General features: G+C 40.0%; 32 protein-coding genes. 30 read left to right on the top strand and 2 right to left on the bottom strand.

Annotation, left to right across the window (positions count from 1 at the left end; translation table 11 throughout):
• The first annotated feature begins 363 nt into the window (after window positions 1-363).
• The 29 genes from ACWYN3_RS12110 to ACWYN3_RS11970 all read left to right on the top strand — a co-directional run bounded on the left by ACWYN3_RS12110 (window position 364) and on the right by ACWYN3_RS11970 (window position 21,081).
• Entirely contained in the window at window positions 364-1,068 is a 705-nt protein-coding gene (locus tag ACWYN3_RS12110) for an MgtC/SapB family protein (protein WP_456221375.1), read from the top strand.
• A gap of 264 nt (window positions 1,069-1,332) precedes the next feature.
• The gene (locus tag ACWYN3_RS12105) at window positions 1,333-2,652 is read left to right on the top strand and encodes an HAD-IC family P-type ATPase (RefSeq protein WP_456221374.1); all 1,320 of its coding nucleotides are present in this window, start codon (window positions 1,333-1,335) and stop codon (window positions 2,650-2,652) included.
• Entirely contained in the window at window positions 2,636-2,863 is a 228-nt protein-coding gene (locus ACWYN3_RS12100) for a hypothetical protein (protein WP_456221373.1), read from the top strand. Before ACWYN3_RS12105 ends, ACWYN3_RS12100 begins: the two co-directional genes overlap by 17 nt.
• The gene (locus tag ACWYN3_RS12095; protein ID WP_456221372.1) at window positions 2,860-3,153 is read left to right on the top strand and encodes a hypothetical protein; all 294 of its coding nucleotides are present in this window, start codon (window positions 2,860-2,862) and stop codon (window positions 3,151-3,153) included. The genes ACWYN3_RS12100 and ACWYN3_RS12095 overlap by 4 nt, the downstream gene beginning before the upstream one ends.
• 7 nt (window positions 3,154-3,160) lie before the next feature.
• Window positions 3,161-3,670: an HAD-IC family P-type ATPase gene (locus ACWYN3_RS12090; RefSeq protein WP_456221371.1), complete on the top strand. Its 510-nt coding sequence runs from the start codon at window positions 3,161-3,163 to the stop codon at window positions 3,668-3,670.
• Window positions 3,658-4,053 carry a cation transporting ATPase C-terminal domain-containing protein gene (locus ACWYN3_RS12085; protein WP_456221370.1) on the top strand — a complete coding sequence of 132 codons (396 nt, stop codon included), beginning with the start codon at window positions 3,658-3,660 and terminating at the stop codon, window positions 4,051-4,053. The genes ACWYN3_RS12090 and ACWYN3_RS12085 overlap by 13 nt, the downstream gene beginning before the upstream one ends.
• 114 nt (window positions 4,054-4,167) lie before the next feature.
• Entirely contained in the window at window positions 4,168-5,307 is a 1,140-nt protein-coding gene (locus ACWYN3_RS12080) for an efflux RND transporter periplasmic adaptor subunit (RefSeq protein WP_456221369.1), read from the top strand.
• Between the two features lie 47 nt (window positions 5,308-5,354).
• The gene (locus ACWYN3_RS12075) at window positions 5,355-6,191 is read left to right on the top strand and encodes an efflux RND transporter permease subunit (RefSeq protein WP_456221368.1); all 837 of its coding nucleotides are present in this window, start codon (window positions 5,355-5,357) and stop codon (window positions 6,189-6,191) included.
• Window positions 6,167-6,880 (top strand): efflux RND transporter permease subunit, encoded by a 714-nt coding sequence (locus tag ACWYN3_RS12070; RefSeq protein ID WP_456221367.1) that lies wholly within the window; start codon window positions 6,167-6,169, stop codon window positions 6,878-6,880. The genes ACWYN3_RS12075 and ACWYN3_RS12070 overlap by 25 nt, the downstream gene beginning before the upstream one ends.
• 41 nt (window positions 6,881-6,921) lie before the next feature.
• Window positions 6,922-8,493, top strand: a complete 1,572-nt coding sequence (locus ACWYN3_RS12065) for an efflux RND transporter permease subunit (RefSeq protein ID WP_456221366.1) — start codon at window positions 6,922-6,924, stop codon at window positions 8,491-8,493.
• Between the two features lie 6 nt (window positions 8,494-8,499).
• Window positions 8,500-9,783, top strand: coding sequence for a TolC family protein (locus tag ACWYN3_RS12060; protein ID WP_456221365.1), 1,284 nt, complete (start codon window positions 8,500-8,502; stop codon window positions 9,781-9,783).
• A gap of 767 nt (window positions 9,784-10,550) precedes the next feature.
• The gene (ureA, locus tag ACWYN3_RS12055; RefSeq protein ID WP_456221364.1) at window positions 10,551-10,853 is read left to right on the top strand and encodes an urease subunit gamma; all 303 of its coding nucleotides are present in this window, start codon (window positions 10,551-10,553) and stop codon (window positions 10,851-10,853) included.
• 16 nt (window positions 10,854-10,869) lie between these two features.
• Window positions 10,870-11,244 (top strand): urease subunit beta, encoded by a 375-nt coding sequence (ureB, locus tag ACWYN3_RS12050; RefSeq protein WP_456221363.1) that lies wholly within the window; start codon window positions 10,870-10,872, stop codon window positions 11,242-11,244.
• 20 nt (window positions 11,245-11,264) lie between these two features.
• The gene (gene ureC / locus ACWYN3_RS12045) at window positions 11,265-12,989 is read left to right on the top strand and encodes an urease subunit alpha (RefSeq protein WP_456221362.1); all 1,725 of its coding nucleotides are present in this window, start codon (window positions 11,265-11,267) and stop codon (window positions 12,987-12,989) included.
• A gap of 11 nt (window positions 12,990-13,000) precedes the next feature.
• Window positions 13,001-13,507 (top strand): urease accessory protein UreE, encoded by a 507-nt coding sequence (gene ureE, locus ACWYN3_RS12040; protein WP_456221361.1) that lies wholly within the window; start codon window positions 13,001-13,003, stop codon window positions 13,505-13,507.
• 1 nt (window position 13,508) lies between these two features.
• Window positions 13,509-13,670 (top strand): hypothetical protein, encoded by a 162-nt coding sequence (locus tag ACWYN3_RS12035; protein WP_456221360.1) that lies wholly within the window; start codon window positions 13,509-13,511, stop codon window positions 13,668-13,670.
• Between the two features lie 22 nt (window positions 13,671-13,692).
• Entirely contained in the window at window positions 13,693-14,199 is a 507-nt protein-coding gene (locus ACWYN3_RS12030) for an urease accessory protein UreF (protein ID WP_456221359.1), read from the top strand.
• Between the two features lie 51 nt (window positions 14,200-14,250).
• Entirely contained in the window at window positions 14,251-14,694 is a 444-nt protein-coding gene (ureG, locus tag ACWYN3_RS12025; protein WP_456221358.1) for an urease accessory protein UreG, read from the top strand.
• On the top strand, window positions 14,691-14,888 hold the full coding sequence (locus ACWYN3_RS12020; protein WP_456221357.1) for a hypothetical protein: 198 nt from the start codon (window positions 14,691-14,693) through the stop codon (window positions 14,886-14,888). Before ureG ends, ACWYN3_RS12020 begins: the two co-directional genes overlap by 4 nt.
• A 6-nt stretch (window positions 14,889-14,894) precedes the next feature.
• Window positions 14,895-15,692, top strand: a complete 798-nt coding sequence (locus tag ACWYN3_RS12015; RefSeq protein WP_456221356.1) for an urease accessory protein UreD — start codon at window positions 14,895-14,897, stop codon at window positions 15,690-15,692.
• 4 nt (window positions 15,693-15,696) lie between these two features.
• A complete protein-coding gene (locus ACWYN3_RS12010; protein ID WP_456221355.1) occupies window positions 15,697-16,395 on the top strand; it encodes a hypothetical protein in 699 nt (232 codons plus the stop codon).
• A 157-nt stretch (window positions 16,396-16,552) separates the two neighbouring features.
• Window positions 16,553-17,386, top strand: a complete 834-nt coding sequence (locus ACWYN3_RS12005; RefSeq protein ID WP_456221354.1) for an urea transporter — start codon at window positions 16,553-16,555, stop codon at window positions 17,384-17,386.
• Between the two features lie 160 nt (window positions 17,387-17,546).
• Window positions 17,547-17,723, top strand: a complete 177-nt coding sequence (locus ACWYN3_RS12000) for a hypothetical protein (RefSeq protein WP_456221353.1) — start codon at window positions 17,547-17,549, stop codon at window positions 17,721-17,723.
• Between the two features lie 104 nt (window positions 17,724-17,827).
• The gene (locus ACWYN3_RS11995; RefSeq protein ID WP_456221352.1) at window positions 17,828-18,439 is read left to right on the top strand and encodes a helix-turn-helix domain-containing protein; all 612 of its coding nucleotides are present in this window, start codon (window positions 17,828-17,830) and stop codon (window positions 18,437-18,439) included.
• A gap of 26 nt (window positions 18,440-18,465) precedes the next feature.
• Window positions 18,466-18,687, top strand: coding sequence for a DUF3601 domain-containing protein (locus ACWYN3_RS11990; RefSeq protein WP_456221351.1), 222 nt, complete (start codon window positions 18,466-18,468; stop codon window positions 18,685-18,687).
• Window positions 18,688-18,753: 66 nt separating this feature from the next.
• Window positions 18,754-19,686: a magnesium transporter gene (locus tag ACWYN3_RS11985; protein WP_456221350.1), complete on the top strand. Its 933-nt coding sequence runs from the start codon at window positions 18,754-18,756 to the stop codon at window positions 19,684-19,686.
• 5 nt (window positions 19,687-19,691) lie between these two features.
• Window positions 19,692-20,141, top strand: a complete 450-nt coding sequence (locus ACWYN3_RS11980) for a magnesium transporter (RefSeq protein ID WP_456221349.1) — start codon at window positions 19,692-19,694, stop codon at window positions 20,139-20,141.
• Between the two features lie 34 nt (window positions 20,142-20,175).
• Complete coding sequence (locus ACWYN3_RS11975) at window positions 20,176-20,649, top strand: BON domain-containing protein (RefSeq protein WP_456221348.1); 474 nt, start codon at window positions 20,176-20,178, stop codon at window positions 20,647-20,649.
• A 21-nt stretch (window positions 20,650-20,670) separates the two neighbouring features.
• Entirely contained in the window at window positions 20,671-21,081 is a 411-nt protein-coding gene (locus ACWYN3_RS11970) for an SH3 domain-containing protein (protein ID WP_456222976.1), read from the top strand.
• 89 nt (window positions 21,082-21,170) lie between these two features.
• On the opposite strand, the gene ACWYN3_RS11965 is transcribed toward ACWYN3_RS11970, so the two are convergent.
• Window positions 21,171-21,821 (bottom strand): DUF6266 family protein, encoded by a 651-nt coding sequence (locus ACWYN3_RS11965; protein ID WP_456221347.1) that lies wholly within the window; start codon window positions 21,819-21,821, stop codon window positions 21,171-21,173.
• A gap of 291 nt (window positions 21,822-22,112) precedes the next feature.
• Window positions 22,113-23,003, bottom strand: coding sequence for a LysR substrate-binding domain-containing protein (locus ACWYN3_RS11960; protein WP_456221346.1), 891 nt, complete (start codon window positions 23,001-23,003; stop codon window positions 22,113-22,115).
• Window positions 23,004-23,142: 139 nt separating this feature from the next.
• Here ACWYN3_RS11960 and ACWYN3_RS11955 point away from each other — a divergent pair, with 139 nt between their 5' ends.
• Window positions 23,143-23,931 (top strand): Rid family hydrolase, encoded by a 789-nt coding sequence (locus ACWYN3_RS11955; RefSeq protein ID WP_456221345.1) that lies wholly within the window; start codon window positions 23,143-23,145, stop codon window positions 23,929-23,931.
• The last annotated feature ends 186 nt before the right edge of the window (window positions 23,932-24,117 follow it).

The raw sequence follows: 24,117 nt of genomic DNA, 5'->3' as shown, positions 1-24,117 counted from the left end.
AAAAATAACAATATATGGACTCAGGCCCCCATTCAAAGACGCTTTTAAAAGCGCTACTAATTAATTATTTAACTGCCCGCCAATCCTCATAGCTGATGTTATGCCGGTTGACGGCATAAAACAGAGTTATGTTCAATTTTTCAAAAACACAGACAAAATATACCCGCTATATTTCAGATTATGATTATCCAGTGGGTATGGATACCAAACCATTTATCTCGTTTGGGGTAGCCGATAATATCTTCGGCAGAAAACACGATTACCAATCTCTTTCTTTCAGACGGATCTTTTTAAGACTGTCTTCTTTGATACTAAATACTATCAAAAGGGCTTTTCTACAATTAAAAAAATGGAGGGCTAATTATGACAATATTTGAGTTCACACTAAGACTTGCAATAGCTTTTGCCCTTGGAGCAGCTATTGGTACCGAACGCCAATGGAGACAACGCATGGCCGGACTAAGAACAAATATGCTGGTTTGCATGGGAGCCTGTATGTTCGTTTCATTAGGGGTAAAGGTTGGTGGTGATGCCTCCGGCCGGGTAATTTCTTACGTAGTCAGCGGAATTGGTTTCCTTGGAGCCGGTGTCATTATGAAAGACGGACTTAATATAAGGGGACTAAATACAGCAGCAGCCACTTTATGGTGCTCTGCCGCTGTAGGTGCTTCCTGTGGTCTTGGGTTTCTTCCAGAGGCTGTTGTTGTGACCACTTTTGTAATCCTGACACATGTGCTGATGCGCCCGGTTGGTGCGAAACTAAGTCGTATTCCAACGAAGAGTACACGCATTCCAGTGGCTTATCTGCTGATTATCAAATGCAGACAGGATGTAGAGAATCATTTAAGAGTGCTGTTGCTCCAGTTTACGAGTAATGACGATAAACTATTGCTGCGATCACTCAAAAGTACAGATGATGGTGATCCAGGTAAAGCTGTAATCATGGCCGAAATACTCGCTAATAGCAATGAAGACTCCATTATGGAACGGATCGCCGGACGATTAACTATAGAACATGAAGTTTCTGAGGTCAGCTGGAATAAAGCGGGTGATGAGAATGATCTGTAGCTAAATGAAAATTACTGATAATCAGCGATAAGATGACTGATAACTTTTACAAACACACATTAAGATGATACAATGACCTTTCTACTTTTAAAATGCGGCATTATACAGTACGCAATCTTATTTATTGCAGTTGGAATCACTGCCGATAACCTGATCTGCAGGCTGCGCACTATTTGTACCTGCCTGATGATGGTCGGGGTTGTCGTACTCCTGTTCCAATTGATATAATTAACAATTTCCGCTTAATCTATTATATATAATATCATGACTATCGTAAAAGAGAGTTTAAAAAAAAGAGCCATTCCAGACAGAAGAAAAATCATGTCTAATGGTAGTGATGAAGCCGCTGCAACCAAACTACAGAATGTTTCCAGGTCAGATCCTGATTTTTATTTTGCTATGCTGGATAGTGGTGTGGATGGACTATCTGCTCTGCAAGCTAAAGAAAGGTTAGGCAGATTTGGCTTAAACGAAGTGCATCATGAGAAAGCTCCGGCGTGGATTAAACAACTGTTTCAGGCATTTGTCAATCCATTTATTGGCATACTGCTGATTATTGCAGTGATTTCTTTTATACTGGATGTATGGCTGGCAAGTCCTGGTGAAGCCGATTATAAGACAGTTGCTATGGTCGGTATTATGGTGATGGTGAGCTCTTTATTGCGGTTCTTTCAAGAGTACCGGAGCAACCGGGCTGCTGAACAACTTAAAAGTATGGTGAAAACTACTGCGACGGTTGTGAGGAAGATTACCGGAAAGAAAGAACTGGATATTAAAAAATTAGTGCCCGGTGATTTGATCATGCTTTCTGCGGGTGATATGATTCCTGCGGATTGCCGGATTGTACAATCTAAAGATCTTTTTGTAAGCCAGTCTATGCTGACTGGAGAATCTTTACCGGTAGAAAAAAGGAGTCTGGCAGTGCGTGATGCAGAAGATAAACCAGTATTAGAACTGGATAATATCTGTTTCATGGGTACAAATGTTGTCAGTGGTTATGCTACCGCTATTGTTGTGAATACTGGTAATCAAACTTACTTCGGCTCGCTCAGTAAAGTTATTGTTGGTAAACGGGCGGAGACAAATTTTGATAAGGGTGTCAATAAAGTGAGCTATCTGCTCATCAGTTTTATGGTGGTGATGGTACCTCTGATTTTCCTGATCAATGGATTTGTGAAAGGAAACTGGTGGGATGCTTTGCTTTTCGCTATTGCAGTAGCCGTTGGGTTGACCCCAGAGATGTTACCAATGATTGTAACGGCAAACCTGGCTAAGGGAGCTGTTAATATGAGTAAACATAAGGTGATTATCAAACGCCTCAATGCGATACAGAATATTGGAGCTATGGATGTGTTATGTACGGATAAAACAGGTACGCTGACTATGGATAAGATTGTGCTGGAAAGGCATTTGAATATTTTCGGACAGGAGGATGAAGAGGTGCTGAAATGGGCCTACCTCAATAGTTTTCATCAAACGGGGTTGAAAAATTTGCTGGATGTAGCTGTCCTGGATCATGTTGAATTGCATGATTATCTGAAAGTTGAAGAACACTTTTTAAAGGTGGATGAAATTTCCCTTTGACTTCCATCGAAGAAGGATGTCGGTTGTCCTTAAACAACGTAATGGCAAACACTTGCTGATCTGTAAAGGTGCTGTAGAAGAAATGCTTGATCTCTGTAGTCATGCTTTTGATCCGGGAGATGATAAACAACTGCATATTGAATCTGACAAGGTAATCCGTATGGATGAAACAATACGGGATATGATTTTGCAGACGTCAAAAAAAAAATGAATGCAGAAGGACTCCGGGTTTTGCTTGTAGCCATCCGCGAGTTTGATGACCGCGCACTCAATTATGCCGTCGAAGATGAAAATAATATGATTTTGACTGGTTTTATAGGTTTTCTTGATCCTGCTAAACCTTCGGCTAAAATTGCAATTGAAGCACTGCAGAAATTAGGTGTTAGTATCAAAGTATTAACAGGTGACAATGAAATTGTCACCAAAAAGATATGCCGTGATGTAGGTATTCCTTTTGATAAAATACTGTTAGGCGCTGAGGTCGAAAAAATGACTGACTGATGCAGAATTGCAGGAACAGGTTGGAGAGGTTTCTATACTGGCAAAGTTAAGTCCGGTTCAAAAATCCAGGGTAGTCAAAATATTACAGGCAAAAGGCCATACTGTAGGTTTTATGGGCGATGGTATCAATGATGCTGTGGCACTCAGAGATGCCGATGTTGGGATCAGTGTAGACACAGCGGTGGATATCGCCAAAGAAAGTGCCGATATCATTTTACTCGAAAAAGATCTGATGGTGCTCAGGAAAGGGGTGATCTACGGCCGCAGAACCTTTGGTAATATTATCAAATATATCAAAATGACTGCCAGCAGTAATTTTGGGAATATGTTCAGCATGTTAGGTGCAAGTGCCTTTCTGCCATTCTTACCTATGCTACCGGTACAAATCCTGGTTCAGAATCTATTATATGATGTATCGCAGGTATCAATTCCCTGGGATAGAATGGATGAAGGCTTCATCGAGAAACCCAAAAAATGGGATGCCTCAGGGATTAAAAACGCTTCATGCTTTATATAGGCCCGATCAGTTCTGTTTTTGATTATGCGATGTTCGCGGTTATGTTCTTTGTTTTCAAAGCAAATAGTCCGGAGCATCAGAGTTTATTTCAAAGTGGATGGTTTATCGAAGGATTATTGTCTCAGACACTGATTGTGCACATGATCCGTACCCGTAAAATCCCATTTATCCAGAGCTGGGCAACTACTCCTGTGGTAGCATTGACCTCCCTGATTATGGTTATCGGAATATTTATCCCGTTTTCACCATTTGCAGGTGCATTAAAGATGGAACAATTGCCACTCAGTTATTTCCCATGGTTAATTGGAATTCTTGGCGGCTATTGCCTGCTTACTCAATATGTTAAAGTGTGGTACATCAAAAGATTTAACCAATGGCTATAATCCGCTCCAGCAAACAATGGATACTGGCAATCGTATTAATTATACTGGTTGTCATCTTCGCCGAATGGCTTGAATACCATTTTCATACCCTAAGTAACTTCTCAAACAAACACAATGAACAATATGAACTTAAGAAATAATCGTCAGTCCTGTCTGGCTGCCATTGCTGTGGTAATTATAGGGCTGACTGCTTCATGCAAACAACAGGCAGCCAAAGAACCGGCTGCTGATTTTACCCTGAAAGGGGATGCGATTACACTGCCTGAAAATTCTGTTTTGAAAGGCAAACTGAAATATATCACTGTTGATACTGAACCTTATCAAATGCAAATGCTGACTGCGGGAACTGTCAAAGCAATTCCTACGCAATATGCTGAAATTGCACCGCCATTTCAAGGTAGGGTGACTAAAAGCTATATCAGATTAGGGATGAAAACGACTGCCGAAACGCCCTTGTTTGAAATCAGCTCACCAGATTTCATAGCTGCCCAAAAGATCTTTTTTCAGGAGAAATCACAGATGCAGCAAGCGGAAAGAACTTTGAAACGTCAAAAGGACTTGATGGCCAATGGAGTAGGTACACAGAAAGATCTGGAAGAAGCTCAAACGGGTTATGATGTAGAAAAAAAGGAGTTCGAAAATGCAGTTATAGGCATCAGAATATTCAAAGCAAATCCAGAAAAATTGTCTTTAGGACAAGCTCTTGTTGTACACGCACCGATTACTGGTGAAGTTATTGAAAATAGGGTGGTTTTGGGCCAGTTTATCAAAGACGATGCAGCTAGTGTAGCAACCGTAGCTAATTTGAACAAGGTCTGGGTTGCAGGTCAGGTCAAAGAAAAGGATATCCGTTATATCAATGAAAAGGATGAATGTGAAATTGAGGTTGCGGCATTACCCGGAAAAAAACTCAAAGGAAAAGTCTATCACGTGAATGAAATTGTTGACGAAGATACCCGTAGCGTACAGGTTTTAATTGAATGTGATAATAGCGACCATATGCTTAAACCGGGGATGTATGTCTCCGTGAATTTTATAGATGCACCTACCTCAGCCATTATCGTCCCCTTAAAAGCAATCCTGCAAATGAACGATGCAAATTTTGTTTTCGTAGTGACCCCGGAGGGTAAATATATCAAGAGAAAAGTAGAGACAGGTGGTACAGAGAAAGACCGTGTAGTTATTAAATCAGGTCTGGCCAAAGGCGAAAAGATCGTATCAGAAGGTGGCTTCTATCTATTGGAAGCTAAGTAAATCACGCTATAATCAAAGGCTCCATCTAAAAAATAATAAATATCCAGATGAAACAATTAATTTTTACTGCAATTAAAAAACGCTGGCTCTTTGCGGCACTCTTTATACTTCTGGCTGTATTTGGTTTTTACTCCTGGAAACAACTTTCTATTGAGGCCTATCCTGATATTGCCGATGTAACTTCACAGGTGGTTACACAAGTACCCGGTCTTGCTGCCGAAGAAGTAGAACAGCAGATCTCTATTCCTATAGAACGCGCATTGAATGGTTTACCCGGCATGCATGTGATGCGTAGCCGTAGTTTATTCGGATTATCTCTCATTACAATGGTTTTTGAAGATGGGGTAGATGATTATTGGGCAAGGCAAAGAATTCAGGAACGCTTAACCGATGTGAAACTTCCTTTTGGCGCTGTTCCCGGTCTTGATCCGCTGACTTCCCCAACCGGAGAAATCTACCGGTATATTATAGAAAGTAAGAACCATGATCTAAGGAAACTTACAGATTTACAGAACTGGACAATTATTCCAGGGATCAAACAAGTACAGGGCGTGGCCGATGTGACCAATTTCGGCGGCATCACTACACAATATCAGGTCGAAATTGATCCTGCTAAATTAGCGCAATACCATGTTTCTCTCGCGGATGTACAAACTGCAATTAATAACAATAATACCAATGCCGGGGGCAGCATTTTAAATCGGGGAGAACAGGGTTATGTAGTCCGTGGAATAGGGTTGGTGAAAGATTTAGCCGCATTAGGAGATGTTGTAGTCAAATCTGTCAACGGAGTTCCTGTATTCGTGAAGGATTTAGGAGAGTTAAAGTATGGAACACTGGAACGGAACGTAAAGGTGTTTTGGGTTATACTGATCGTCAGGTGAATTATTCGGACGGAATTGAAGGGATTGTTGTGATGTTGAAAGGACAGAATCCTTCAGTGGTACTGGATGGAATTCATAAAGCTGTTGCAGATCTGAATAAAGGTGTTTTGCCTGAAGGTGTAACTATACGCGCTTATCTGGACAGGACAAACCTGGTTAATACTACACTGGATACAGTTTCTCATACACTTTTAGAAGGGATGGCTTTGGTTATTGTTGTGCTGATTGTTTTCCTGGGAAGCTGGAGAGGAGCTTTAATCGTGGCTATTACCATTCCTGTCGCTTTGCTGGTTGCGTTTATACTGATGCATTTTACGCATATTCCTGCCAATTTACTTTCATTGGGGGCTATTGATTTTGGGATTATCGTAGATGGGGCAATTGTAATGCTCGAAACAATTTTGAAGAAAAGAGAGGCTAACCCTGATGAAGAATTAGAGGAGGTTTCTATTGGTAAAAGAGCTTTGAGTGTTGCAAAACCTATCTTATTTTCTACCATTATTATCATTACTGCTTATCTGCCTTTGTTTTCTTTTGAAAGAGTAGAGAAGAAACTCTTTACACCAATGGCATTTACAGTAGGATATGCGTTGTTGGGTGCACTGGCAGTTGCTTTATTACTGATACCTGGACTTGCCTATGCAGTTTATAAAAAAAACCGGGAAAAATCTATCATAATACCTGGTTAGAAAATCTGACCAAATGGTATGAAGGCCGTCTGAAAAAGATAATGGACAGGCCCAAAAAGGTTTTTCTGCCTTTAGGTTTAGTATTGGTCAGCGCGATTATCTTATCAATTACTGTGGGAAAAGACTTCTTACCTCCTCTGGATGAGGGTTCTATCTGGTTACAAGTATCGTTGCCTCCGGGAGTTACTTTAGAGAAATCGAAGGAAATGAGCGATTCTCTGAGAGCCGTTACAATGAAGCACCCTGAGATTACTTATGTGAATGTACAGGCAGGTCGTAATGATGATGGTACGGATTATTTTACACCTTCGCATTTTGAAGTCTCCGTAGGATTGAAACCTTATAAAGAATGGACAAGCGGACGGAGTAAAGCAGATTTGATAGAGGATCTGTCAAAAGAATATGCTGCTATGCCTGGTTACACAGTTGCTTTTACCCAACCGATGATCGATGGGGTTATGGATAAAATCGCAGGTGCCCACAGTGAACTGGTGGTTAAAGTGTACGGCAATGACTTCAAAGAAACGAGACGGATTACCGAAAATGTGGTGACCACTTTACGTAAAGTTAAAGGGGCAGTAGATATTGCAATTGATCAGGAGCCTCCTTTACCTCAATTACAGATCCGGGTAAACCGGGATGCAGTAGCTAAATACGGGCTGAATATGAGCGATGTAGCTGAGCTTGTTGAAGTAGCAATCGGAGGGAAAGCTGTTTCACAGATCTTTGCCGGCGATAAAGTTTACGATGTAATTTGCCGTTATAAAGAGACGAGCCGTGATACTCCTGAAAAAATCGCCAACTTAATGCTGACTTCTTCAACTGGGGCTAAAATTCCATTGTCTCAGATTGCAGAGGTGAAAACCGATCTGGGGGAAAGTTCTATTTCCAGAGAAATGAACCGCAGACAATTAACTGTCCGGTTAAATCTAAGGGGAGCAGATCTAAGTTCATTTTTAAAAGAAGCGCAGGCTAAAATTACACAGCAGGTTAAATTCGATCCTGAAAAGTATAAGATAGAATGGGGTGGACAGTTTGAAAATCAAAACCGGGCTTATGCAAAGTTAACAGTTGTTGTGCCTTTGGCTTTAGCCATCATGTTTTTATTGCTTTATGGTGCATTTGGGAAATTCAGACAGGCGGGCTTGATTTTAAGTATTGTTCCTCTCGCATTATTTGGGGGAATGTTAGCTCTTAACGTTCGTGGAATGACCCTGAATGTGTCTTCGGCAGTTGGTTTTATCGCCTTGTTTGGTGTGGCCATACAAAACGGTGTCATCATCCTGATTTCTCACATCAATGAGCTCCGTAAAAAAGGATATGATTTACTTAAAGCGGTTTTGGATGGCGCAAAACATCGTTTCAGACCAGTACTGATGACTGCAACAGTAGCTGCATTAGGTCTTTTACCTGCTTCTTTAGCCACAGGAATTGGTTCTGATGTGCAAAGGCCATTGGCTACAGTGATCGTTTATGGCTTGTTTGCCGCAACAGCAATTACTTTATTCGTTTTGCCTGCACTTTATTATCTGATGGAAAGTAAATGGGGCAGAAACGATTTCGGGCCAGCCGAAAACAATTTAATAAGTCCATCGGAAACTGCTATACAATAATACATTATGAAGTTGACTAAATATATTATGTCTTTGGCTTTCCTTACAGGTATAGCCTTCAATGGACAAGCACAGGTTGATACCCTGTCTTTAAAATCAAAAATATCAGTACTTGAATTCCTGAACCGCGTTGGTAAAGAAAATTTAGGTTATGCCGCAGAAAAATACAATGTAAATATTGCTGAAGCAGGGGTCGAAACAGCGAAGATTTTTCCTGATCCTGAATTTTCATTCGGGGCTTTTGACAATCAGCAATCTAAACTAAAACTTGGGCAGGGGGTAACCCTTGGTTTAGGGACAACACTGGAATTAGGTGGCAAAAGAAGTGCGCGGATTAACCTTGCCAAAAGTGAAACTGAATTAAGTAAGGCACTATTGCTTGATTATTTAAGGAACCTGAGGGCTGATGCTGCGTTAGCTTATTATAGTGCCATTCAATCTTATGAATTAATGAAAGTACAGCAGTATTCTTATCAAATGATGAAACAGCTTGCTGATGCAGATGCTATACGCTATAAATTGGGCGCAATTACCGAAACAGATGCAAGGCAATCAAAATTGGAAGCCAGTAATTTGCAGAACAGCGTTTATCAGAATGAAGCCGACTGGAAGAATTCTCTGATCAAATTAGGGGCTTATCTGGGTAAAAAGAATGCGGATATATGCTATTACCCTGATGGGGATTTCGAAAACTTAGCACGTGAGCTGAATTATCAGACCTTAATCAGTAATGCTCAAAATATCCGGGCAGATGCCGTCGCTGCGTTAAACAGTAAAACTGTAGCAGAAAGAAGTCTTACACTTGTGAAAGCGAACAGAAAAATAGATCTGGGTATCAATGCCGGATTACAGTTTAACGGAGTTTCTAAAAATGAAGAAGCACCGACACCTTATCACCGGACATTTAATGCCGGGTTTAGTGTCCCATTGAAGTTTTCCAATCATTATAAAGGAGATTTAAAGGCAGCTCAATTTACTATTAAACAGGCCGGAGTGCAGTATGAGCAGGTTTTACAGCAAATTCAGGTAGAAGTAACCCAGGCTTATTTTAATTATACGGCTTCTGCAAAGCAGGTAAAGCAATATAAAGATGGCCTGCTGACTGAGGGGAAAAGGATATTGACTGCAAAAATGTATAGTTACAAACGTGGAGAAACTTCATTGCTGGAAGTTTTGAATGCACAGCGAACCTATAATGAGGTACAACAGGGCTTCTATGAATCACAATCAAACTATGCTGCTGCCTTGATCGAATTGGAGCGTGCTGCGGGGATCTGGGATATCAAATAATAGTTTAAAGATAAAGGTTGGTTAGGTGGCAATAAATCCGCTGGCTGGATTCTGTCTCTCAGAAATCGGGTCAGCGGTTTGCTATTTGATGAAAAGGCGTGATAGTTAACAGTATATTCGTGATTTGTACTATAGCATAAGTTCTGAGGTACATATTTTTGGCTGATCAATAAAACATTGTAGAGAAAGCTGAATTTATCGTCCGAGAAATGAAAATGTTTATCCGTATTATATTCTTTATGTTTATTTTTTTTTTTTGCGGGTAAGGGGAGTAGTTTTGCGCACCATAACAGAGAGTATAAGGGCCAAAATCAACAGCTCAGCCAGCAATTATCTGCCATGATCGGTTTACCTGAACATGCTACCGCGGCTCATCAGTATATTATCTGGACCAAGAAGACGAAGATTTTAAAGAATTCAATACCGTATTTCCGGTCAGTTTTTTAACACCCGAACTACAATACCTGTTCAACTATTTATTTGCAGAATCATTTGCCGTTCCCCTGAACCAGCTTCGGGAGAAAGAGATTTCTGCCTCATATACCACTCCAAGGTATATTTTGCACCACAATTTGCGTATTCCTTCCTGCTAAAACATCAGTAATTCCGATTCAGAAAAGAATTTGAGGGTATTTTCCTGTTCGCCAGGAGGAATGCACTCTATCTCATTTGCTGGTCTGTTTACTCGTGTTTAATTCATATATTTCTGGTAATCAGTTAGTTGCTGATATATATATCCTTTTATTTCTCATATTTAGAAAAACACTATGCATTTAACCCCTCGAGAAACCGAAAAATTACTCCTGCACCTGGCAGGGGAACTTGCTGCCAAGCGGAAAGCCCGTGGCCTGAAATTAAACTATCCGGAATCAATCGCTTATATCAGTGGCGAATTGATGGAAGCTGCCCGTGACGGAAAATCAGTTGCAGAACTGATGCAATACGGCGCAACTCTGTTAACCCGCGAAGATGTCATGTCAGGTATTCCAGAAATGATCCATGACATTCAGATCGAGGCAACTTTTCCGGACGGAACCAAACTGGTGACTGTCCATGATCCAATCCGTTAATCTTAAAATTTCTAACATGATACCAGGAGAATTTTTTATCAAAGAAGGTAACGTCATCTGTAATGAAGGCCGTAAAACCGTGAAATTAAAAGTGACCAATACAGGAGACCGCCCAATTCAGGTGGGTTCACACTTCCATTTTTTTGAAGTCAATAAAGCCATGTCTTTTGACCGTGAAAAAGCATTCGGAATGAGACTGAATATTATTGCAAGTACCGCTGTTCGTTTTGAACCGGGAGAGGCCAAAGAAGTAGAAGTAGTTGAGTTTGGCGGAATGCGCAGAGTATATGGCCATAACAACCTGGTCAATGGCGATACCACACTTGCACAGAATAAAATTGCCGCCATGCAAAAGGTGGAGAAGAATCATTTTAAGAATGAACCGCAATAACAATTTTAAAATCGAACAACATGAGTTTAAAGATAAACAGGAAAAATTACACCAATATTTTTGGTCCCACCACAGGTGATAAAGTACGTCTTGCAGATACAGAAATTATTGTAGAAATAGAGGCAGATCTTTCGCATCCTGGTGATGAAGCCAAATTTGGTGGCGGCAAAACCGTTCGTGACGGGATGTGTCAGTCGTCCACTGCTGTCAGAGATCAGGGCGTACTGGATATGGCCATTACCGGAGCCATTATTATTGAACATTGGGGTATCGTTAAAGCCGATATCGGGATTAAAGACGGTAAAATTGTAGGGATAGGCTGCGCAGGTAATCCTGATACCACAGACGGTATTTCTCCGAATATGATTATTGGAGCTTCTACTGAAGTGCATGGAGGTTCCGGTTATATTGTTGTTACAGCAGGGGGGATCGATACACATATTCACTTTATTAGCCCTACACAGATAGAAACGGCACTTTATAGTGGAATAACCACTATGATTGGCGGAGGTACAGGACCAGCCGATGGTACCAATGCAACTACTGTAACCCCAGGAAAATGGAATATCAAACGGATGCTGCAAGCTGCAGAAGCCTTTCCTGTCAATGTCGGATTCTTTGGGAAAGGGAACTGTGCTACTGAAGCTCCGCTGGCAGAACAGATTGAAGCAGGTGCTTTAGGTTTGAAAATTCATGAAGACTGGGGAGCTACACCAGCAACTATTGATGCGTCTTTGAATGTAGCAGATAAATACGATGTCCAGGTGGCTATCCATACCGATACTTTAAACGAAGCCGGTTTTCTGGAAGATACGATTAACGCCATCAATGGCCGTGTCATCCATACCTTCCATACTGAAGGTGCGGGAGGTGGTCACGCACCTGATATTATCAAAGCAGCTATGTATGCTAATGTTTTGCCAGCCTCAACTAATCCTACAAGACCCTATACTAAAAACACTATAGATGAGCATCTTGATATGTTAATGGTCTGTCATCATTTGAGTAAAGATATTCCTGAAGATGTAGCATTTGCCGATTCCCGTATCCGTCCTGAAACGATTGCCGCCGAAGACATTTTACAGGATCTTGGTGTATTCAGTATCATGAGTTCTGATTCGCAAGCTATGGGCAGGGTTGGAGAAGTGATTATGCGGACCTGGCAAACTGCCGATAAAATGAAAAAACAACGCAGTTATCTACCAGAGGATCTGAAGAACGAAAATGACAACTACAGAGCCAAACGTTATGTGGCTAAGTATACAATCAATCCGGCTATAGCGCATGGGATTTCTAAATATGTAGGTTCTTTAGAACCTGGTAAAATTGCGGATCTGGTGATCTGGAAACCAGCATTCTTTGGGGTTAAACCAGAGATCATTATCAAAGGGGGGATGATTATAGCGAGTAAAATGGGGGATGCCAATGCTTCTATACCTACTCCGCAACCTGTAATTATGCGCAACATGTTTGCCGCTTATGGCAGAGCCGTTACCAAATCGGCATTCACTTTTGTTTCAAAGGTTTCGCTTGATAATGGGATCGCAGCAGAATATGGCTTGGAAAAAACACTGCTTCCAGTAGTGAATTGCCGGAATATCTCTAAACGTGATATGATTCACAATGATGCCTTGCCTGAGATTACCGTTGACCCTGAAAATTATGAGGTCAAAGTAGATGGAGAAAAAATAACCTGTGAGCCGATCGATGAAGTTGCATTAGGCCAGCGTTATTTCCTTTTTTAAACTAATAGCATATGATTGTACAGGAAATTATTGGAAATAAAAGCGGCTATGAGATCAGTGGGCTAAAAATCGATCTGCTGGAGCTCGAATGGTATGAAACTACCAAACGGATTCAGCGGAAAAAAACAAAGTCCGGTATGGAGATCGCTATCAGGTTTGTTAGAGAGGGGCAGCGTTTAAGACAGGATGATATCTTGTATATAGATACTGAAAAGGTAGTATTAATTGATATTATCCCTTGTGAAGCTATTGTACTCAGTCCGGAGACCTTATTGGAAATGGGAACCGTATGTTATGAAATCGGAAACAAACATATGCCACTGTTTATTCAGGACAATAAAGTGATGATGCCTTTTGAAATGCCTATGTTCAGGTGGTTGGAAGCGAGCGGTTATCGCCCTGAAAAACAGGTTGTCAAGCTATTTCACCTGCTGAAATCAAATGTTGAACCTCATGGACACAGTGGCAATACATCACTGTTTACCAAAATTCTGAACCTGGCATCTACAAAAGAATAATATGGAACTCAATTTTTTAGGGAGCTTATTACACCTGGCCGATCCTACTTTGCCTATTGGCGGATACAGCCACTCTAATGGTTTGGAAACCTATGTTCAGGAGGGAATAGTTTGCAGCGCAGACACTGCCCGTTTATACGTCACCAATATGCTGACTTTATAACCTCAAATACAATGATGCGGCAATGATGAAGCTTGCTTATGAAGCGGCGGCGCAAAATGACATTGCTGCTATAGTAAAGCTCGATCAGGAATGTACCGCACTTAAATCTCCAATGGAAATCAGGCAGGCTAGTCAGAAACTAGGTTTAAGGTTCATTAAAATCTTCAGAAGACAGAAGGTGTTCCCGCTGGTTACGTTTTACGAGCAGGCCATTGCAGAGAAAACTGCCGATGCGCATTATTGTATCGCCTTTGGCATTTATGCACAGTTATTAGGACTACCGCTGCCAGAAGCTTTGTTTGCTTTTTATTTTAATGCCGCTGTGGGGATGATTACCAATAGCGTTAAGTTGGTACCGCTCGGACAACTGGACGGACAGGATATTCTTTTTGAGTTACAACCCCTGTTAAAACAGCTGGTTGTGGAAAGTCAGTCTGTTGACCGCAGCTTGGTAGGGCTTTGCAGTATTGCTTTCGATATCCGCTGTATGCAACATGAAAGACTGTACTCCAGGCTATATATGTCCTGATCATTCAGGTCATATATAGCCTGGTAATATTTAAATTTTAAAACAGAATTAATGGAACGAAAATATGTTAAAATTGGTGTTGCAGGGCCGGTAGGGTCTGGTAAAACCGCTTTATTGGAAAGACTGAGCCGTAAATTAATGGGGCAATATGATCTTGCCGTTATTACCAATGACATTTATACCAAAGAAGACGCGGAATTCATGGCTAAAAATAGTCTTTTACCACGTGACAGAATAATTGGTGTCGAAACTGGTGGTTGTCCGCATACCGCGATCAGAGAAGATGCAAGTATGAATCTGGAAGCCATCGATGAACTGGTTGCCCGTTTCCCGAATCTGGAACTGATTCTGATTGAAAGTGGTGGAGATAACCTTTCCGCTACATTTAGTCCGGATCTGGCCGATGTTACCATTTTTGTGATTGACGTAGCAGGAGGAGAAAAAATTCCACGCAAAGGGGGGCCTGGTATTATACCAGATCAGATTTATTATTGATCAATAAGATTGACCTCGCTCCATATGTTGGCGCAAGTCTGGAAGTGATGGAAAACGATGCAAGGCGAATGCGCAAGGGTGCTCCGTTCATTTTCTCTAACCTGATTGAAATGGAAGGACTGGATGCTGTAATTGGCTGGATTAAAAAATACGCCATGCTGGAAGATATAGACGAACCCCAACTTGTCAGATAGCGGTTTATGATTTGTTCACTTAAAATCACGGTTGAAGAAAAACAAGGCCGTTCCTATTTGAAAGATGTTTTTGTTACGCCACCATTCCGGGTTGTCCCGGTGGGGCAAAACAAAGCAGATCATGCTGCTTATTTAATGGTGATGAGTACTTCGCCGGGTATATTGAGTGGTGATGAATATCAGCTCAGTATTCTGGTTAAAGCTGATGCGCGTTTGCAGTTGCAATCACAATCCTATCAGCGGTTGTACAATATGGAAAACAGTGCATCTCAACATATGGAAGTGAACCTGGAAAAAGGGAGCTCCTTTTTTTACGTACCACATCCCGTTGTACCCCATGAAAACTCCTGTTTTACCAGTGTGAACACCGTGAATCTGGATGATAATTGCGAATTGATGATGAGTGAAATCATTACCTGCGGACGTAAACATCATGGAGAAGTCTTCAAATACAGACATTTTCAAAACCTGATCGAGATCTACCATCACCAGAAGCTCATTCTGAAGGATAATGTCTTATTACAGCCTGCGTCAATGCCTTTAGATTCAACGGGTTTACTGGAAGGATTCACCCATCAGGGCACATTGGTTTATCTCCATACCAAACAAGTGGCTGTAAATGAGTTGATTGAAGATCTGTTTGCCTTGCTGAGCAAGCAAGAGGATCTGATTTTTGGGATTTCTGCGGTACAGCAGAAAGGATTCGTTTTGCGGATGTTAGGTAATGGAGGCGAACAACTGTACAACTGTTTTCAGACCGTACAGCACTATATATATGGGAAAAAACAGGCACCAATAATTTGAAATCATGACTTCTACATTAATTGCATTGGCTTTTACGGCCATTACCATCAGTTTTTTTCATACCGCATCAGGACCGGATCATTACCTGCCATTTATCGTCTTGTCCCGTTCCCGTAAATGGAGTAAGATGAAAACCATCTTTTTAACTATCACCTGTGGTTTAGGGCATGTGCTAAGTTCTGTGGTTTTGGGTTTAGCAGGGTTGTTTTTAGGCTGGCAGCTGAATAAAGTTTCCTGGTTACAGGATGTCAGGGGGAATGTTTCCAGCTGGGCATTACTCGCCTTTGGAGTAATTTATTTGATTTACGGATTAAGACAAGCCTTTTTAAACAAGCCCCATAAACACTTTGACGTCATGGGAGAGGAAGTTTATGTGTATACTCATAAACATGGAGAAGTGGTAATGCCTGGTAGTAAAGTGAAAGTTACCCCACTAGTCTTATTCGCGATTTTTGTGATGGGCCCCAGCGAACCACTGATTCCACTTTTATTCTACTCCGGAACTAAAAGATCAGTCCCTGAAGTTGTGGTTTTGATTTCCGTTTTTACAATAAGTACGGTATTAACTATGCTGGGGATGGTATTGTTGGGTATCTATGGCTATTCCTTTTTCAAGACCGATAAACTGGAACGTTACGTACATGCCATTGGTGGTGCTGTGGTGACGATCTGCGGTATCGGAATGGTGTTTCTGGGCTGGTAACCAGATTAGGTTCTGATTAACCTGAAAAAATATTTCATCAAAAAAAGACTCTTTAGTCAAAGAAAAACAATCTGCTAATCAAAATATATGAATGCGAAATCCTTTCTTTTAGGCCGTACCGTCTTTCGGGGTATTGGTCAAATCATGTTGCAGGAAAATGGCTGGACCGGAGCGTTGTTTTTTTAGCCGGAATATTTTATGGCTCCTATATCTCTGGGATTGCTGCCTTGCTTGCTGCGCTCACAGGGACACTAACTGCAAAATTTTTAAAATATATGACCGCACAGCAATAGAACAAGGTTTATATGGGTTTAGTGCCACCTTAGTTGGCGTGGCTTTAACTTTCTACTTTAAACCTGTGCCAGCAATCTGGCTTGCTGTAATTGCTGGAGCGGCAACGGCCACCATTATTCAGCATTTTCTAATCTGTAAAAATGTTCCTGGCTTTACCTTACCCTTTATTTTGGTAAGCTGGATATTACTGTACTTTTTTCATCACGCCTATGTGGTTACTAATTCATTAGCTATCGGAGAAGTGTTTCCTGATGAAGATGATTTTGTCACTTCTGCACGTGGCTTCGGAGAAGTTATCTTTCAGGGAAGTAATCTGGCGGGTATTATCTTTTTCCTGGCCGTATTTATAAATAAGCCTATTGCAGCATTGTATGGAGTGGCAGGAGCCTTGTTAAGCGCTTATCTATCGGTTAGGATTGGTGAACCCTCACTAGACATACATATGGGCTTATTTAGCTTCAATGCTGTTTTGTGTGCAATCACTTTTGCAGATGAAAAGCCTAAAGCAGGGATCTTTGTTTTTATCGCAGTGGTCTTGTCTGTACTAATCGACGTATGGATGCTTCAAATGAACTATTCTGTATTAACTTTCCCATTTGTTGCGGCAAGCTGGATTACTCTTGTCCTTAAAAAAATACTGCCTGCGCAATGGTTTAACGCTGTTGTTTTAAAGAAATTCTCCCGGGATATAAAATGAAGAAACTAAGTGTTTGCATTGGTCTGTTTTTCTTGATGAACGCAGCTGCTGCACAAACAATCATTCAAGGTGTGGTTCTTGAGGCAGCTGTTTAATTTTATTAGATAAATTTAAACGGGCTCTTAAACATTACTATCTTTAACTAATTTCATCCTGTGCTATGAGTCATTCTGTAAAATTGATTACCAATTATGAGTATAAGCGCCAGTTCCTTCCAGAAGTAACGGAACAGGTGCTGCATAATCAATCTAATTTACAACTATACCGGATTGAAGATTATTTAAAGGATATATTGTTATCCCTGTTCCTCCTTACCGGACTTCGTTCAACTTTCTGATTCTGGTTACTGGGGGGAGTATCAGACAACAACTAGGGATTGAAGAGTATACGATCAATGCCAGCCAGACTCTGAATATCAAACAGGGAAGTATTACCAGGACAATGGAGCTATCAGATGATATCAGGGGTTTTTATGTGATTTATGAAAATGATATTATTTCTGATATCGCCCTGAATAAAACCAAGCTTAACTTTTTCTTTACTGCGCCTTTTATCAATTTATCGGAAAAGGTGCTTCAGTGGGTATGCAGTGTATTTAAGCTTCTGGAAGAAGAAATGCATGGGAGTCAGGCACTGCAAGAGATCTGTATCTCGCTTTTTACTTCGATTCTGCTCAAAATTATTCACCAGAGCCCATATCAGCCGCGTGCAATTACCAGGAGCCAGGAGATTTCCTATTTATTCCGGGAGCATGTGCAAAATGATCATGCCATCCATACGGATGTCTCATTTTATGCAAAAAAGATGGCTTTATCAGAAACTTACCTGAATAAATGTGTCAAAGAAACGACTGGTAAACCACCAAAACAATGGATTAATGAAATCAGTATCCTGCATAGCCAGATTTTATTGCAGGATATCACAATGGAAATAGCAGAAATAGCCTATCAGTTAAATTATCAGTCTGCTTCTTATTTTAGCAGGGTATTTAAAAAAGTTAAAGGATGTACGCCCTCGGTTTTCAGGGCTCAACTGACGGATAACGGTTTGTAATTTTAACGCTCTTATGTTTTAATTTTATGGGAAATATCAATAACTTAAAACCAGGAACAAAGTATCAAGTGATCAAAGAATTTGTTGACTATGATTATATAACCCATCATATTGGTGAAATATGGGTTTTTGAAAAGACTAATTTTTTGCCTTATGAAGATGGTCTAACCCTTCATGTAATTCAAAATGGCTGGAACGAAGTCTACAGGTTTCAGTGGAGAGAAGAGGAGCAGGCCGGAATTAAATGATTTCGAATCTTATGTGTTGGAAATCAATAATTAACTAAGTAGCTTGGAGATATAATTCTATTTCCTATGACTCTACCTTTTAAAGAAACGAGGAAGAAAATACTTGCCGGAGACTTCTCCGGGTTATTTAAACCGAACCACCAAAGTGGGTATATTCACCCTTCAGAGGTAGCTCAGCTGTTTATTTCTATACCAGCAGGCAAAGCTATTGATGCTTATAACTCTTTCAGTGCAGACCAGCAGGTCAATGTATTACCTTATCTGGATATACAGCTCCAAAAGAAAATTATAAATAATATATCAAAAGATAGAGCTTCCTATATTCTCAATAACCTGAAATCGGATGACCGGACCATTTTTTATTCCTCGTTAAGGGGAATAGAACTTTCCCGTGTTCTGGAATATTTAGATGAACAGAATAGGGATGCAGTAGCCAATCTGTTAGGTTATTCTCCTAAAAGTGTGGCTCGAATTATCAATACTGATGTAGCCACTGTGGATGCGACGACCATGACCATTGAAGAAGCATCAGAGCATTTGCGTTTAGAGCATAATGATACAGAAGCCGCCAATGTGATTTATGTGGTGGATAGCGAAGGGAAGTTAATTGATGATATCCCAATCAGGCGACTGGTTCTAAACGAGCGTTCAAAAAAAATCATGGATATTGTAGACGGATTTTGTGTCACCTTAAAAATTACAGAAACCAAAGAAGATGCTGTTCAGAAATTTAAAGAGTATGACCGGGTTGTATTACCTGTAATCAATGATGAGCATGTTTTATTAGGCGTGGTAACCATAGATGACGTGATGGATGTTGCTGAACAAAAAGCAACCGCAGAGATTCAAAAGTTTGGGGGTATCGAAGAACTTGATTTTCCTTATGTAAAGACCCCTTTCTTCTCCTTGCTTAAAAAAAGAGCTGGATGGTTAATTGTCTTGTTTTTAGGGGAGATGCTGACGGCTACGGCAATGGGGTATTTTGATGGGGAAATATAAAAGCCGTGGTACTGGCATTATTTGTTCCTTTAATTATCTCTAGTGGAGGAAATAGTGGTTCGCAAGCTGCTACTTTGATTATAAGGGCTATGGCTTTAAAAGAGCTGAGCCTCAAAGACTGGTGGTATGTTATGCGACGGGAAATCTTGTCAGGATTAGTACTTGGAATAATCTTAGGAGCAATTGGTTTTATCCGGATTGCGATCTGGCAGAACCTGCATTGGTATGATTACGGAATTCACTGGTTATTGCTGGCAATTACGATCTTTTTCTCCTTAATCGGGATTGTGATGTGGGGAACATTAAGTGGTTCTATGGTGCCGATGGTCCTGAAAAAATGTAAAATAGATCCGGCAACGTCCTCTGCACCCTTTGTGGCCACTTTAGTTGACGTTACAGGCTTAGTAATTTATTTTAGCATTGCGGCAATCTTTTTGAAGGGAACTTTGTTATAGTATTATAAATTAACAAACCATTATCTGAAAACAAATGAAAACAACAAAACTATTTATGAGCGCGGCTGTTGTCGCAACCCTGTTTTTTGCAGGCTGTTCACCAAAAGATGGGGACATACAAACTGCTGTAAAAGCTAAAGAAGCAAGTGAAGTTAGCGTGGCTGTCACAAAAGGTGAAGTTACTTTGACTGGTGAAGTTGCTGATGAAGCCGAAAAAGCTAAAGCAGAAGTGATCGCAAAAGCGGAAAAAGGCGTGAAGTCGGTAGTAAACAATCTGACTATTAAATCAGGATTGGCTTCATTAGTACCAGTTGTGATTGCTGAAGATGCAGCATTGATCAAAAGTGTAGCTGATGCAGCTAAAGATTTTCCAACAGTTCAAACTACAGTTAAAGATGGTGTAGTTACTTTAAAAGGAGAAATCAACAAATCTTCTTTAGTAAAATTAATGCAGCAGCTGTCTGTATTGAAACCTAAAAAAATTGATAACCAATTAACTGTAAAATAATCTGAATTATGGCATTACAAGATAAATATAAAAGCATTAACTGATGCTGCAACTGCGGCAGGAATTTCTGATTTAGCAGTACGCGAACAGGATGGAATACTATACGTAGATGGAACAGCAGCTGATGGTGCTACCAAAGATCATCTATGGGATATTTACAACCAGATTGATCCTAATTTCGCTGGTGGCGATTTAGTTTTAAATGTAAATGTTGCTGTTGATGCAGCGGTAACACATGCTAAAGTAATCACAGAAAGCAGTAACCTGAATATCCGTAAAGGACCAGGTACTGATCAGCCAATTGTTGGAAAAGCAGCTCATGGTGAGGTTATTACTCTGGTTAACAGAAGTAATGATTTATGGTGGTTGGTACGTACCAATGACGGAGAAGAAGGTTATTGCTACGCAAAATACCTTGAGCCTCAGGCTTAAGACATATCCGAACTCACAACAGAAACCGGCTTATTATGAAGTTCATCGTCTAAATGATGGGCTAATTAAAAAGCCGGTTTTTTATGGATTTATATGAACTTTCCGTATACACTCCTGGAGACCTCATCACTCATTACATCTTTAAAGGCTATAAATACTTCATAAGCTCTATCGTTAGTTGCAATAGGAATAGAATCAAGGCAGAAAGTATCCTTTAATTCGTCTCTGCGTGCACCACTATAATTGGCATGGAATTGTTTATAATCCTTATCATATAACAGGATAATGGTTCTGTCGCTTGGAGAGCCCATACCTGTTTGATCTTTGTTCCAGGTGAAATTAAAAGTGTTGTCTGATAGTGTAGTCTTCACATTTTCAGGTTTGACCAGCTCTCCGTCTGCAACCAATATAGTATCCCAGTTGATCTCTTGCTCAGGAAATTCTCCCTTAATGGCATTTTTCATATTCACAGATTTAGCAGCATTGTGTGCAGACATGTCCTGACCTGCTACTATTTGCCTGAAACCTACCTGAAGAAAAGGGGCAACGACGTTTAAGAATGGACTTAATACCTTCATCTTATTGGCCTGAGCTTGTTGCGGGACAGTTCTGACTGCTTTTTTACGGCCTTTTTTTGGTTTGGACCTGGCGCAAACCTTGTTCTTCCATTGATAAATCACAATGTTTCCGATTTTTCCTCTGATGCCTGCTAATACGGTGCCTTCCTGTAAAATTGCCATAGTTATATCTGGTTTTTGGTATTACCAATATAGTTAAAACAATAACAATAAGTGTCGTTTTGAATTTTTATTTGAAAAATAATTTACAACAAGTTTAATGTTTGTTCGGTAAAAATTGAAAGATACCTTTAGTGCCTGTGAATGGTCTCCGAATGATGTCTGAACAAGGTGAGTTTAACGTGCTTGTTATCAGTGGCTTATGGCTGGCGTGTTTTGGTCGTTTTTTAAACTGTTTTTTGAGCTGTAAGAGGTTGTTTTTCAGTGATTTTTGGTACTGTTTTTAAGGAAATACTATTGTTTTTTACAAACACTTAAGCAGATGATTTTGCAAATGCAGCAACGCAGGGTTAGGATTTTTTGTGTCCTGGTCAGCATAATCAGCGGAACTGTTTCCTGTACATCTTCAATCGGAATGAATTTTAAATTAAGTGCATATCCCTGTTCTACCTGTTCAGGTAAAAGCGAAATTCCAAAACCACTTTCCACCAGTTTTAATACAGAATTCAATTGAGAAGCATGATGCGAAATTTGCGGGGTAAACCCGGCATTTGAACACATGACCAAAAAGCTGTCAAAAATAGTCGGGCCACATTCCCTTGTAAACGTGATAAACTTTTCGTTAATTAACTCTTTAATTGATATTGATTTCTCATTTGATAATGAATGATTTATAGGGATTACTACTGCAAATGGTTCCGAGAGAATTAATTTTTCTTCCAGTTTTTCAGGATGAAGCCATGTTCTGACAAATGCAGCATCAAGGGTCCCATTGTTTAATTCATAGACTAAATTATGGTTTGGCAGTTCCTCAAACTGTAAACTAATATGGGGAAGAGTTTTCGTGAATTCGGCTAAAAGTGAAGGGAGTTTACTATGCATAACTGCTCCAACATAGCCAATCCTTAGCGTGCCAGTTTCACCCTGTCCATAAATTGCCAGTCGCTTCTTTACAGTTTGCATCTGTAAAATCATTTGTTTAGCATCCTGCAAAAAGTCAAGTCCGGCAGGAGTGAGTATGACACTTCTTTTAGTCCGTTCAAAGAGCAATACACCCAGATCATTTTCTATTTGCTGAATCATCCTGCTCAAAGGAGGCTGAGAGATATGTAGTCGTTCTGCTGCCCGGCCAAAATGTAATTCTTCTGCTAAAATCAGAAAGTAATTCAAGTGTCTTAAATCCATATTAATACTATTTAGGTATTAGTTTGTGACAAAAATAGTATTTTGGGTATTAAAACGTAAATGTAATTTTGTACAAATTCATTAAGAAACATGAAACAGATATTATTCACTCTTTTTTTTTATATATCCCTTTTACCTCATGGCACAACCAAAAGAAAACCAGGTTAAAACACCACCATACAGCAAAATTAAATCTGCGGGTGATTTTATTTTTATTTCAGGACAACTGGGGGTTGATAGTTTAACTAAGAAATTAGTAACCAGTAGTTTTGAAGCTGAATCACATCAGGTTATGAAAAATATTGGTCATTTACTCAAACAACAGGGACTTGATTTTAGTGACCTGGTTAACGTAACTATTTATTTAAAAAACATGGATAATTACCCATTGACTAATCAGGTTTACAGTACTTATTTTAAGGGGGATTTTCCAGCCAGAGTTTGTATTGCTGTCCTTGATCTTCCAGGAAATGGAAATATTGAAATTGCTGCTACTGCATTAAAACGCCAAAATCTATCCGTAGAAAATAAGCAGGTAGTGAGGAGATTTTTGGAAGATGTACGTTCTGGTAAACATCCAGATCATGCGGAGCTGTATATGGCTGATACTTTGCTGGCGCATCAAATGAATGCAGAGGAAGAGACTACTGTTAAAAGAACGCCTCAGAACTATGCGGAACATGTCAAAGAATTTCTGAGTCTATATGGTAATTTTAAATTTGAGATCACAGAAATGATTGCCGAAGATGATAAAGTTTATGTGCGATGGAAACAAACAGGAAAACATCTTGGAACAATTGATTCGCATCCGGCTACAGGAAAACAATTGGTTGAAATTGCCAGTTCAGTTTATAGGATTGAAAAAGGGAAAATTGCTGAGTACTGGATTCAGATAGATCGGTTAGGACTGGAGAAACAATTAAAGTAGAGCGCTTCACCTGTTAATTTAACTGTGTCTCTGGTAACATTCTATTATTGTCTTTATATTATCGTTTTAGGTATGATTTAGTTTTTAATGTGAAAAATAAATATTTTTTAGTAATAAACTATACTTTAGTGAACGGTGGCTGTGAATAAGTTAATCTGAGGAAAGCGGTTTTTTTCAGGTAAACTG

The organism is Pedobacter sp. NJ-S-72, assembly GCF_053890575.1.
The sequence above is the reverse complement of the archived record's forward strand: the minus strand, read 5'-3'. Positions and strand labels throughout refer to the sequence as shown.